The 12,001-nt window shown below is 70.9% G+C and carries 12 protein-coding genes; 9 read left to right on the top strand and 3 right to left on the bottom strand.

The features are described 5' to 3' along the window. Positions 1 to 74: 74 nt before the first annotated feature. From R3F55_03670 to R3F55_03655, 4 genes are read left to right on the top strand one after another with little or no spacing between them, the layout of a single operon-like run. The gene (locus R3F55_03670) at positions 75 to 1,196 is read left to right on the top strand and encodes an ABC transporter ATP-binding protein (GenBank protein MEZ5666531.1); all 1,122 of its coding nucleotides are present in this window, start codon (positions 75 to 77) and stop codon (positions 1,194 to 1,196) included. Further along, positions 1,189 to 2,583 carry an ABC transporter permease gene (locus tag R3F55_03665; protein ID MEZ5666530.1) on the top strand — a complete coding sequence of 465 codons (1,395 nt, stop codon included), beginning with the start codon at positions 1,189 to 1,191 and terminating at the stop codon, positions 2,581 to 2,583. The genes R3F55_03670 and R3F55_03665 overlap by 8 nt, the downstream gene beginning before the upstream one ends. Beyond that, entirely contained in the window at positions 2,580 to 3,440 is an 861-nt protein-coding gene (locus R3F55_03660; protein MEZ5666529.1) for an ABC transporter permease, read from the top strand. Before R3F55_03665 ends, R3F55_03660 begins: the two co-directional genes overlap by 4 nt. 4 nt (positions 3,441 to 3,444) lie before the next feature. Beyond that, complete coding sequence (locus R3F55_03655) at positions 3,445 to 4,152, top strand: hypothetical protein (GenBank protein MEZ5666528.1); 708 nt, start codon at positions 3,445 to 3,447, stop codon at positions 4,150 to 4,152. Here the strand turns inward: R3F55_03655 and R3F55_03650 are convergent. Further along, a complete protein-coding gene (locus tag R3F55_03650; protein ID MEZ5666527.1) occupies positions 4,134 to 4,751 on the bottom strand; it encodes a tetratricopeptide repeat protein in 618 nt (205 codons plus the stop codon). The genes R3F55_03655 and R3F55_03650 overlap by 19 nt on opposite strands. A 74-nt stretch (positions 4,752 to 4,825) precedes the next feature. Between R3F55_03650 and R3F55_03645 the strand changes: the two genes are divergently transcribed. The 4 genes from R3F55_03645 to R3F55_03630 all read left to right on the top strand — a co-directional run bounded on the left by R3F55_03645 (position 4,826) and on the right by R3F55_03630 (position 8,627). Next, entirely contained in the window at positions 4,826 to 5,770 is a 945-nt protein-coding gene (locus R3F55_03645; GenBank protein ID MEZ5666526.1) for a 3-hydroxyacyl-CoA dehydrogenase, read from the top strand. Between the two features lie 157 nt (positions 5,771 to 5,927). Further along, positions 5,928 to 6,998, top strand: a complete 1,071-nt coding sequence (locus R3F55_03640) for a fatty acid desaturase family protein (protein MEZ5666525.1) — start codon at positions 5,928 to 5,930, stop codon at positions 6,996 to 6,998. Positions 6,999 to 7,072: 74 nt separating this feature from the next. Continuing rightward, positions 7,073 to 7,387 carry a MocE family 2Fe-2S type ferredoxin gene (locus tag R3F55_03635; protein MEZ5666524.1) on the top strand — a complete coding sequence of 105 codons (315 nt, stop codon included), beginning with the start codon at positions 7,073 to 7,075 and terminating at the stop codon, positions 7,385 to 7,387. Between the two features lie 13 nt (positions 7,388 to 7,400). After that, positions 7,401 to 8,627, top strand: coding sequence for an FAD-dependent oxidoreductase (locus R3F55_03630; GenBank protein MEZ5666523.1), 1,227 nt, complete (start codon positions 7,401 to 7,403; stop codon positions 8,625 to 8,627). A gap of 29 nt (positions 8,628 to 8,656) precedes the next feature. Here the strand turns inward: R3F55_03630 and R3F55_03625 are convergent, their stop codons facing one another. Beyond that, entirely contained in the window at positions 8,657 to 9,451 is a 795-nt protein-coding gene (locus R3F55_03625) for an MBL fold metallo-hydrolase (protein MEZ5666522.1), read from the bottom strand. 215 nt (positions 9,452 to 9,666) lie between these two features. On the opposite strand from R3F55_03625, the gene R3F55_03620 reads away from it, so the two are divergent. Then, complete coding sequence (locus tag R3F55_03620) at positions 9,667 to 10,773, top strand: cupin domain-containing protein (GenBank protein ID MEZ5666521.1); 1,107 nt, start codon at positions 9,667 to 9,669, stop codon at positions 10,771 to 10,773. Positions 10,774 to 10,779: 6 nt separating this feature from the next. On the opposite strand, the gene R3F55_03615 is transcribed toward R3F55_03620, so the two are convergent. Then, a complete protein-coding gene (locus tag R3F55_03615) occupies positions 10,780 to 11,994 on the bottom strand; it encodes a hypothetical protein (protein ID MEZ5666520.1) in 1,215 nt (404 codons plus the stop codon). Positions 11,995 to 12,001 lie beyond the last annotated feature (7 nt).

The following is a 12,001-nucleotide window of genomic DNA, read 5'->3' as shown; positions in this document are numbered from 1 at the left end:
GCCGCTGCGGGCCGGCCGCCGGGCACGTCGCCCGCGGCCGGCCCGCCTGCGCCCGCGCCACGAGTGCAGCGGCCATGCACGGCAAGGACGTGGTCCTGGACCAGCTCCGGATCACCTATCCCAACGGCTTCACGGCGGTCCAGCCGACCTCGCTGACCATCGAGGCGGGCGAGTTCTTCTCGATCCTCGGCCCCTCCGGCTGCGGCAAGACCACCATCCTTCGCGCCGTCTCCGGTTTCGTGCAGCCGTCGGCAGGCCGCATCCTGATCGGCGGCGTCGACATGGGCCGCTCCGGCCCGAACGCGCGGCCGACGGCGCTGATCTTCCAGAACCTCGCGCTGTTCCCGCTGATGACGGTGTGGGAGAACGTCGCCTTCGGTTTGGAAGCGCGCGGCGTCGACCGGCGTTCCCGCCGCAAGCGGGCGATGGAACTGCTCGACCTGGTCGCGCTGACCGGTCAGGGCGAGAAGAAGCCGACCGAGCTGTCCGGCGGCCAGCGCCAGCGGGTGGCGATCGCGCGGGCGCTGGCGGTCGAGCCGTCGGTGCTGCTGCTGGACGAGCCGCTGTCGGCGCTGGACCTCAAGCTGCGCCAGCACATGCGGGCGGAGCTGCGCGCGATCCAGCGCAAGACCGGCGTCACCTTCATCTACATCACCCACGACCAGGGCGAGGCCCTGACCATGTCGGACCGCGTCGCGGTGATGCGCGAGGGCGTGATCGAGCAGGTCGGTCCGGCGGACGAGGTCTATGGCAACCCGGCCACCGCCTTCGTCGCCAGCTTCGTCGGCGAGACCAACGTGTTTCCGGGCAGCGTCGCCGCGCTGGAAGACGGCATGGCCTATGTCGAGACCCCGCTCGGCCGGTTCCTCGGCCGCAATCCGGGCAACCTGCCGGTCGGCGCCGAGGCGATGGTGTTCGTGCGGCCCGAACATGTCGGCCTCGCCGCGCAGCAGCCGGGCGATCGCTACGGCAACGAGCTCGATGCCGCGGTCGAGCGTCGCGACCTGGAGGGTCCGTTCGTCAACGTGCTGCTACGCGCCGGGCAGCGCGAGGTGACGATGCACCTGACCAATACCGGCAACGCCGGGCGCGACATGGCCGGCCCGCAGCGCATCGGCTTCGCCTGCGAGGACGCGATCGTGCTGCCCGCCGGCGCCCTGGCCGCCACCGGCCGCGACATGGCCGAGAATGCGTAGGCTGATCCAGGCCTACGGCCACGGCCTGACGGCACTGTTCGTCTCGGTGACCGCGCTGTGGGGCGTACTGCTGATCATCCTGCCGCAGGTCAGCATGCTGGACAGCGCCCTGCGCACGCCGCTGCGCCAGCTCGACTCCTCCATCGCCTACGCCGTCGGGCAGGATGCGCACACCTGTCGCACCGTCCTCGAATCCTATCGCGACGATACGGGCGCAGACCAGGACGGCGGCGGGCTGGCGATCCCCTCGATCACGCCGTCCCCCTCGCCGTCGCCGTCGCCTTCGATCATGGCCGCGCCCAGCCCCGGCGGCAGCGGCCTGCCCTACATCATCCAGTGCGACCGCGCCACCACCCACCAGATGCTGGCCCGCGACGAGGGCGAGCAGGCCTGGCTCGATCTCGAATACGGCATCGCGACCCTGGCGGTCGACGGCAGCGCCGACCTCGAAACCCAACTCGCCCAGGCGCAGGCGGTGCAGGACGCCGCCGAGGCGCTGCGCGCGCAACTGCTGCAGGCGGAAGCCTCGGCAAGCTCGCACGGTCTGGCCAACTTCGCCTTCATCTTCGAGCCGCGGGCGATCCCGCTGACCGAGGAGGCCAAGGCCCGCGCCGATGCCGAGTTCGGCAGCCAGCTGCAGGAATGGATCGGCCTGCGGTTCGAGCGCGACGGCACGGTCTATGAGCGGATCACGCTGACCACCCTGATGCGCACGATCCTGTTCGCGGTGCTCGCCACCGGGCTCGCGCTCATCGCCTGCTATCCGATCGCCTACAACCTGGCGCTGGTGGCCACGCCGCAGCGCGCCGTCTGGCTGTTCCTGGCGCTGATCATCCCCTATGCGACGGTCGAGCTGATGCGGATCTACGCCTGGGTGGCGCTGATCGACGCCAACGGCGTGTTCAACCAGATCCTCGACTGGCTCGGCGTGCTCGACCTCGCCGCCGACGAGGCGATCGCGTTCAAGCGCAGCCCGATCACCGTCTTCGTGGTGATCGTCTACACCTACATCCTGTTCATGGTGTTCCCGCTGTACAACGTGATGGCGACGCTGGACCGCAACCAGATCGAGGCGGCCCACGACCTCGGCGCCAGCACCTGGCGCATCCACCGCCGCATCATCGTCCCGCACGCCAAGCCGGGCATCGCGGTCGGCTGCATCGCCACCTTCATGCTGTCGGCGGGCGCCTTCTCGGTGCCGCGCATCATCTCGCGCGGCCTGCAGGGCGAATGGTTCAGCCAGACCATCTACAACAAGTTCTTCGAATCGCAGAACAGCAACCTCGGCTCGGCCTACGCCTTCGCCTACATGTTCATCTGCTTCGCCATTGTCGGCGTGTTCATGTGGGCGGTGCGCGCGCGGCTGAAGGACTTCGTGCGGGCATGAGCGCCGCCGCGACGCATCGGTTCAGCGCGCGCCTGCTGCGCGGCTACACCTGGCTGTTCCTGCTGTTCATGTTCCTGCCGCTGCTGCTGCTGATCGTCGCCTCGTTCAACGACGTCTCGCCGCCCAGCGTCACCGACTGGCAGGGCCTGACCGGCAAGTGGTACGCCTTCCTGTGGATGGACGAGACCGGGCTCCGCGCCGACCCGGTGCTGCGCAGCCTGGACCGGCCCCGGCTGTACGACTGCTTCGGCAACTCGATGATCGTCGCCGCCTTCGTCGTGCCGCTGTCGCTGGTGCTGGGGCTGGCGGGCGCGGTGATGCTGACCCGCTGGCAGACCCGCTTCAACAGCTTCCTGTGGTGGGTGCTGCTGTCGCCGATGCTGGCGCCGGGCATCGTGCTCGGGCTGTCGACCATGATCCTGTGGAACGGCATGGGCGTCAGCGCCGGGCTGACCACGGTGATCATCGCCCAGACCACCTTCATTGCCGGCTATCCGATGCTGGTGGTGATGGCCCGCCTGCAGCGCCAGCCGCCGGAGCACGAGGAAGCGGCGCTCGACCTCGGCGCCTCGCCCTGGCGGGTGTTCCGGCGCATCACCCTGCCCTATCTGCTGCCGGCGCTGGCCAGCGCCGCGGTGATCGCCTTCATGTCGTCGTTCGAGAACTACAACACCACCATGTTCGCCAAGGGCGGCGCCTGCACCTTCTCCACCGAGATCGGGGCGATGGTGCGCAACCCGAACGGCCACCCGCCGGTGATCAACGCGATCGGCGCCATCATCGTGGTGCTGACTGTCGCCGCCGCGGTGACCCACACCCTCGCATTGCGGCGCGAGGCCGCGCGCAAGACGGGCTGAGCGCGTGAGCGTGGCGCTGACGGCCCGTTGCCACCCGGCGCTGCAGCCGATCCTGCCGCGGCCGGTGCCGGCGCGCGAGGCCCGGCCGGACTGGCTGCGCGACATGCCGGCGGAGGTGCCGGCCGACAGCCTGGGCGGCATCCCTATGCGCACGCTGAAGCACTGCCCGCCGCTGGTCGACGCCCTCGGGCTCGGCCTGCTGATGCCGCTCGCATGCGACCTGCACGTCGCCGACGGCGAGATCGCCTGGGACTGGAATCCGCCGGCGCTGCCGGACCAGCTGACCAGTCGGGCGCCGATCGGCGTGCACGCGCCGGAACAGGCCAGCGGCGCGCCGCTCGCCATCACCGGGCGCTTCGTGGTCAAGTTCATGAACTTCTGGACCCTGCAGGCGCCGCCGGGCTGGTCGGTGCTGTTCACCCACCCGTTCGGCCGGCCGACGACGCCGTTCCACACGCTGACCGGCCTGGTCGACTGCGACAGCTACGCCGATGGCTACGTCCATTTTCCGGCGCTGTGGACCGATCCCGCCTTCGTCGGCACCATCCCGGCCGGCACGCCGGTGGCGCAGGCGATCCCGCTGCCGCGCGACCGCATCGCTCTGACGGTCGAGACGATGGACGCCGCGCACCAGGCCGCCACCCGCGAACTGCAGCAACGGCTGCAGGACGAGCGCGGGGTCTATCGCAAAGACTATCGCTCCGGCGACTGAGCCGACGGCCCATCTGCCGCCAGCGCGATGCGGCCGGCGGTGGACCGGGTGACCGCGCGCAGAACCAGCGGCCGCAGCGCCGGCTCGCGCCACAGCGCGCGGCGCAGGACCTCGCCTTCGGGGTCGCGCAGCTCCAGCAGCGCACGCATCAGGCCGACCCTGGCCTCGGCGAAGCCGGCGCCGGCGATCCGGCGCCAGGCGTCGCGGGCCTGGGCGGGATCGCCCAGCCGCTCCGCCAGCCGCGCCAGGTTGCGCCAGCCATCGGTATCCTCGGGCAGCAGCACCGTGGCCCTGGCAAAGCAGTCGCGCGCCTCGGCCGGCTCGCCCTGTTCCACCAGCCACCGGCCGAGTTCGAACCAGGCGATACCGTAGTCGGCGCGCAGCGATACCGCCCGCCGCAGCCAGCTGCCGGCCTGCTCCGGCTTGCCGGCGCGCAGCAGGACCTGGGCCAGGTTGTAGGACGCCTCCGCCGGCGCATCGCGCAGCTTGACCAGGCGGCGCAACGTCGCCTCCGCCTTGGGCCAGTCGGCACGCCGGATCGCGTCGGTCGCGGCGGCGGCCAGGCGCTGGGCGGTGGGTGCGGTCGAGGCTCTGGTCATGGCAACGGGGCCCGGTGCATGGTGCGCGGCGACGGCGAGGCGCCGCAAATCTAGACCCTTGGCGGAGGTGCATGGTGCAGAAAATCGGACTGGTCGGGGCCGGCCTGATCGGGCGGGCATGGGCGATCAGCTTCGCCCGCGGCGGCTGCGCGGTTTCGATGTACGACCCGGTCGACGGCGCCGCCGCGGCCTCGCGGGCGCTGATCCCGGCCATGCTGGCCGACCTCGCCGCGGCCGACCTGCTCGACGGCCAGACCGAAGCGCAGGTGATGCAGCGCATCGCCGTCGCCGCCAGCCTGGAGGACGCGCTGGACGGTGCGGACCACGTGCAGGAGAACGCCCCGGAGCGGCTGGAGGTCAAGCGGCCGCTGTGGCAGCAACTCGACGCGCTGGCGGCGCCGGAGACGGTGCTGGCCAGCTCGACCTCGGCGATCCTGCCCTCGGCCTTTTCCGAGGGGTTGTCCGGCGGTGCGCGCTGCGTGGTCGCCCACCCGATCAACCCGCCCTATCTGGTGCCGGCGGTCGAGGTGGTGCCCGCGCCCTGGACCGCGCAGGAGACGGTCGCGCGCACCGCGGCCCTGATGCGCGCCATCGGCCAGGTGCCGATCGTGATGAAGAAGGAACTCGCCGGCTTCATCATGAACCGGATGCAGGGCGCGTTGCTGCAGGAGGCATTCCGGCTGGTCGACGACGGCTATGCCAGCGCCGAGGACGTCGATGTCGGGATCCGCGACGGCCTCGGCCTGCGCTGGGCCTTCATGGGCCCGTTCGAGACCATCGACCTGAACGCCCCCGGCGGCGTGACCGACTACGTCGAGCGCTACCAGGACATCTATGTCCGGCTGTGGCCGTCGCAGCAGCGCCGGCCCGACTGGGGCCCCGCCCTGGCCGAACGGATCGCGGCGGAGCGCAGCGCCAGCCTGCCGCGCGACCGCATCGCCGCGCGCACGCGCTGGCGCGACCGCGAGTTGATGGCCCTCGTCGCCCACAAGCGCAGGCGCAGCGCCAACGATGCGTGACGCCGGCCCGGTCTGATGGTTTTTGATGGTTCCTGCCGTCAAGAGCTGATTGATTTGATGGGTTCCGTCATCGCCGCATTGATTGCGCGGGCGGCTTCGCCTATTACTTAGACAGACGACCCTGCCGAAGGCAGGCGCACGCTGGGGAGAGTGCGCGATGACCGTGCGACGCGACTACAGCCTGAACGGTGCCGAGACGGTGCGCGCTTTCGAGCGCGGCCTGGTCTCGGCCGACTGGTACAAATGCGACGTACCGCGCAAGCGGATGAAGGAGCTGATGCAGCGCAGCGATTGGCCGGGCCTGTGGTGGCAGGGGCTGTGGTTCGCGCTGGTCTTCGCCGCCGGCGCGCTGGTGGTCTGGTCCTGGGGCACCTGGTGGCTGCTGCTGACGCTGCCGGTCTACGGCACGCTGATCACCGGTTCGGCCGATTCGCGCTGGCACGAGTGCGGCCACCGCACCTGCTTCAAGACCAACTGGCTGAACGACGTCGTCTACCAGTTCGCCTGCTTCTTCCTGTACCGCGAGCCCGATGTCTGGCGCTGGAGCCATGTGCGCCACCACACCGACACCATCATTGTCGGCCGCGACCCGGAGATCATCACCCCGCGCCCGCCCGACTTTCTCGGCCTGGTGCTGACCATCTTCAATCTGAAGGGCGGCACCCAGACCATCATGCGCGTGTTCGCCCACGCCGCCGGCAAGGTAAGCGACCACGAGCGCGATTTCATTCCCGAGTCCGACTGGAACCGGATGTTCTGGACCGCGCGGGTGTGGATCGCGATCTGGGCGGCAATCATCGCCTGGGCGCTGATCGCGTGGTCGCTGCTGCCGATCGTGATGTTCCTGCTGCCGCAGTTCTACGGCCACTGGCTGGTGCTGTTCTTCGGCATGACCCAGCATATCGGGCTGGCCGACGACGTGCTCGACCACCGGCTGAACACCCGCACGGTCTACATGAACCCGGTGTTCCGCTATCTCTATTCGAACATGAACTACCACATCGAGCACCACATGTTCCCGATGGTGCCGTTCCACGCCCTGCCGGCGCTGCACGAGGAGATCAAGGCCGACTGCCCGCCGCCCTATCCCAGCACCCTGGCGGCCTATCGGGAGATCTTCCCGGCACTGATCCGCCAGCACCGCAATCCGGACTGGTGGGTCGACCGCAAGCTGCCGCCGGCCCCGCCGGGGGGCAAGGACGACGCTGGACTGGTTCCGGCCGAATAGGCAAAAGGAATACCCTGACCGCGGCCGCGCGGCGCATCCGCCGCGCGGTCGTTTGCCTGCAATCGCCCTGGAGAATGCCGATGAGCTGGGTCGAGGTCTGCGCCGCAGACGAGATCGACGAGGAAGACGTGATCCGTTTCGACCATGGCGGCCGCACCTTCGCGGTCTACCGGTCGCCGGATGACCGCTATTTCGCCACCGATGGCCTGTGCACGCACGAGAAGGTGCATCTGGCCGACGGTCTGGTCATGGACGAGATCATCGAATGTCCGAAGCACAACGGCCGCTTCAACTACATGACCGGCCAGGCCAAGGGCGCGCCCGTCTGCATCGACCTGAAGACCTATCCGACCAAGGTCGAGGACGGCACCGTCTATATCGACATCTAGGCGGCGCGGCGCGATGAGCGACGACGGCATGGTGATCGTCGGCGCCGGCGAGACCGGCGCGCGCGCAGCCGTGACACTACGCGAAGCCGGCTGGCGCGGACCGGTCACGCTGATCGGCGAAGAGGCGCACCTTCCCTACGAACGGCCGCCGCTGTCGAAGGACGCGATCACCGCCGACGGGCATCCCGGACCGAAGCTGGCGCTGAGCGAGGCGCAATGCGCCGAGCATGGCATCGTCCACCTTGCCGGCCGCCGCGCCGTCGCCATCGACCGCGGCGCCGCGCGGGTGGCGCTCGACGACGGCACCGGCGTCGGCTATCGCCGCCTGCTGCTGGCCACCGGCGCCGAGGCCCGGCGCCTGCCGCTGCACGGTGCCGGCGCCGACCGCGTGCTCTATCTGCGCCGGCACGAGGATTCGCGTGCCATCCGCGCCGCGCTGCGGCCCGGCGCCCGTGTGGCGGTGATCGGCGGGGGATTCATCGGGCTGGAGCTGGCGGCCAGCGCCGCCATCCGCGGCGCCGCGGTGGTGCTGCTGGAGGCCGCGCCGCGCATCCTGACCCGCGGCGTGCCGCAGACGCTGGCCGACATGCTGGCTGCACGCCACCGTGCGGCGGGCGTGGACCTGCGCGCCGGCGTGACGATCGCCGAGGTCGGCAGCGACGCCGTGATGCTCGGCGACGGCGCGGTCGTGCCATGCGACGCGGCGATCGCCGGCGTCGGCGCCGTGCCGCGGACCGACCTGGCCGAGGCGGCGGGCCTGGCCGTCGAGAACGGCATCCGGGTCGACGCGACGCTGGCGACCGCGGATCCGCACATCCTGGCCGCCGGCGACTGCTGCTCGTTCCCGCATCCGTTGTACGACGGCCGGCGCATCCGGCTGGAGGCCTGGCGCAACAGCCACGACCAGGGAGCGCTGGCCGCCCGCAACATGCTGGGCGCGGCAGAGCCGGTCTCGGCGGTGCCGTGGTTCTGGTCCGACCAGTACGAGCTGTGCCTGCAGATCGCCGGCCTGGTCGACGCGGGCACCGAGACGGTCGCGCGCGACCTCGGCGACGGCGCCGTCATGCTGTTCCACCTGGCGGCCGGCGGCCGGCTGGTCGCCGCCAGCGCGCTCGGCGCGATCGGCAAGGTCGGCCGCGAGATCAGGCTGGCAGAGATGCTGATCGAACGCCGCGCGGTGCCCGACCCGGCCGCCCTGGGCGACCCGGGATTCAAGCTGAAGGCGCTGCTGAAGGGCTGATGCGCCGGCCGCTCGGCTCGGCCGGCACGTCACCCGTCGCCGAGCACCACCACCGTGCGGTGCGGCATGGTCAGGCGCGAGACCGTGATCGCGCTCTCGCTGCGCAGGTCGATTGCGTAGCCGTCGTCCTCCAATCGGCCGAGCAGGCCGGACAGCGTCAGCGCACCGAAATAGTGCATCGGCACGATCATCGACGGGCCGATCTGCTCGATCACCTCGACGAGCAGGCTGTGCGAAATGGTATAGCTGCCATCGGCCGGCACCAGCAGCACGTCGATCTGACCCAGGTCGGCCAGATGCTGGTCGGTCAGCGTGTGGTGCAGGTGGCCGAGATGGGCGATGCACATCCCGTCGGCCTCGAACACGAAGATCGAATTGCCGTTGAAACGGGTGCCGCCATAGTCGCGCACGTTGGTCGGCACGTTCCAGACCCGCAGGTCCTTCACCGTGACGTCGTAGGACGCAATCCCGGCCTCGGTCGCCCAGCCGCGCAGTACCTGCCCGATCTTCGGGTCCGGGAAGTCGGTGTAGTGCGACGAATGGGCGTTGTTCATCGTCGCCACATCGGGCGGAAAGGGCAGCGGCAGCCCGAAATAGTCGGTGACCGCGCTGGCGCCGCCGGCCGTCTCGATCAGGAAGCTGGAATGGCCGAGGAAGCTGAGCCGGATTTCGCCGTCGGCCGGCGCGGAGACCGGGACGACCTGGGCGGCGCCCGGCGCTGCCGCGATCGGCAGGCACTTGGCCGCGGCTCCGCCGCCGAGGACGACCGCCGATACCAGCCCGACCACGAGACGGCCCAGACCGAGGAACGAACGCCAGCGCATGACCGCCCTCCTCTGCAAAAAGCAGCATCCAGCGCGCAGCATAGCCAAATCGCGGCCAGCGCCGAGCGATCGGCGCGCGACGCGGCTTCAACTCTTCGTGCCCGGAAGCCGCATATGGTGCCGCGAGCCACCCGGTCCGCATGACGGCCGCGGCGGCCTGGGCTACTGTCGGCGCGTGCGCGGCAGGCGGCTGCGCGGAGCGACGGGGCGAGCCGATGAACCATATCGACCGGCAGCAGGTGCGGGCGGCGGAGGTTGTGCTGCCCTGCCCGGACCTCAAGGCGACGCTGCCCTTCTTCACCGACACGCTGGGCTTCCGCATCGACGCGATCTTCCCGGCCGACCGGCCGGCCATCGCCGACATCTCCGGCTATGGCGTGCACCTGCGCCTGCAGCGCGACGCGACCGGCGACCCCGGCGCGCTGCGGCTGCTGTGCCCCGACCCGGACGCGGTCGCCGGCGGTACGCGCACCCTGACCGCGCCCAACGGCACGCGCATCGAGCTGGCGCCGCTGGAGCCGCCGCTGGCGGTACCGCCGGTGGCGCCGGCGCTGGTCGTCACCCGGATGCAGGACGAGGCCGGCTGGGGCGTCGGCCGCGCCGGCATGCGCTACCGTGACCTGGTGCCCGACCGCCAGGGCGGCTTCGCCATCGCCTCGCACATCCGCATCGTCGAGCCCGGCCCGGTGCCGGACTACGTCCACTTCCACAAGATCCGTTTCCAGATGATCTACTGCTACCGGGGCTGGGTCAGGGTGGCTTATGAGGACCAGGGCGAGCCGTTCGTGCTGCGGGCCGGCGACTGCGTGCTGCAGCCGCCGCAGATCCGCCACCGCGTGCTGGAAAGCGGCGACGGGCTGGAAGTGATCGAGGTTGGCTGCCCGGCCGAGCACATGACCTGCGTCGACCACGACCTGACGCTGCCGACCGGCGCCGTCCTGCCCGACCGCGACTTCGGCGGCCAGCGCTTCGTCCGCCACGTCGCCGCCGAGGCGGCCTGGCATCCATGGCGGCTGGACGGGTTCGCGGCACGCGACACAGGCATCGGAACCGCCACCGGCGGCGTCGCCGGTGCCCGCGTCGCGCGCCGGACCGGCGCCGGAGACAGCGTACGCGTGCGCCACGACGCCGAATTCCTGTTCCATTTCGTGCTGCAGGGCGCCATGACGCTGGCGGTCGACGGCGCGCCGCCGCAGGCGCTGGCGACCGGCGACAGCTTCGTCGTGCCGCCGCACAGCGGCCATGCGTTCACCGGATGCTCCGCCGACCTGCAACGGCTCGTGGGGGCGAGGCCGGCCGGCTTCCCCACGACCGCAGCCTAGGACGCCTCAGCCGCCGCCGTCATAGGGCCAGTCGAGCGGCGCCACCGCGCGGCGGCGCTTGACGTCGCTCCAGCTCATCCGACAGCCGTCGCCCGCCTCGCGCGCCTTGCGCACTTCCTCCAGGATCGCGTCGCCGACCATTGCCGGCTCGCCCTGGTCCAGGTTGCACGGATCGAGGAACAGCAGGCCGTGCTCGGCCAGGTCGTCGCGGACCACGATGGCGGGGTCGCGTGCCGCCAGCCTTCCGGCCAGCTCCCAAGCATGCAGCCCGGCCGCCGGCCCGTCGACGTGCAGGCGCAGCCGCGTCACCGGGTTGCCGGTCCAGTCGTCGTGACGGGAAATGGCGATGCCGGCCAGGCCGGCAAGATAACCTTCCCACAGCGCCAGCACCGTCTCCTCGGCCGCGCGCGCCTTGGCGGCATCGCGCTTCGACCACAGTTCCAGTGCCGTCATCACGCTGACGATCGCCTCCTTCGGCACCTTCATCGTGCGGCCGATGCCGCGGTGCTGCAGATAGAGCGCACGCACCAGGTCGCGCTTGCCGGCGACGACGCCGCTGGTCAGCCCGGCGAGGAACTTGTGGCCGCTGTGGATGACCACGCCGGCGCCCAATGCCGCCGCGCGGTGCATGTCGTATTCGGCCGCCATGTCGACGATCACCGGCACGCCGTAGTCGGCGCAGGTCTCGATGAACAGGTCGAGCGGCAGCTCGCCTTCGCGCACGGTGTGGTGGGAAATCACGTACACTGCGGCGGCGCAGCCGGCATCCAGCGCCCGGCGCAGGTGATAGACCTCGCACAGGGCGGCGCTGCCCACCGGCACGACCTCGGCTCCGGCCAGCGCGATCGCCTGCTGCACGGTGGCGCCGTAGGTGATCATGTGGCCCATCTGGACGGCGACCCGGCGCTCGCGCCCGCCGCAGTCCGGCAGCGCCTCGATGGCGGCCAGGTCGTCGCCCGCGATGGCGGCGGCGACGCCGAGGGTGATTCCCGCGGCGGTGCAATGGACGACGCAGCCCGCCTCGGCCCCGGTCGCCTCCGCAATCACGCGCGAGGCGCGCGCCTGCAGCTCGTCCATGATCACGAAGCGCGGCAGCATGCCGGCGACGCTCTCGATCACTTCCGGCGCCACGCGCGACGCGCCCAGCACGGTCATCGTGCCCGACGCGTTGATCACCCGCCGCAGTCCCCAGCGCCCGAACGGGTCGCTCCATTCGCCCATGATCCGC

This window comes from Alphaproteobacteria bacterium (assembly GCA_041396705.1).
Lineage (GTDB): Bacteria > Pseudomonadota > Alphaproteobacteria > CALKHQ01 > CALKHQ01 > CALKHQ01.
This window is presented reverse-complemented; position numbering and strand designations above follow the sequence as displayed.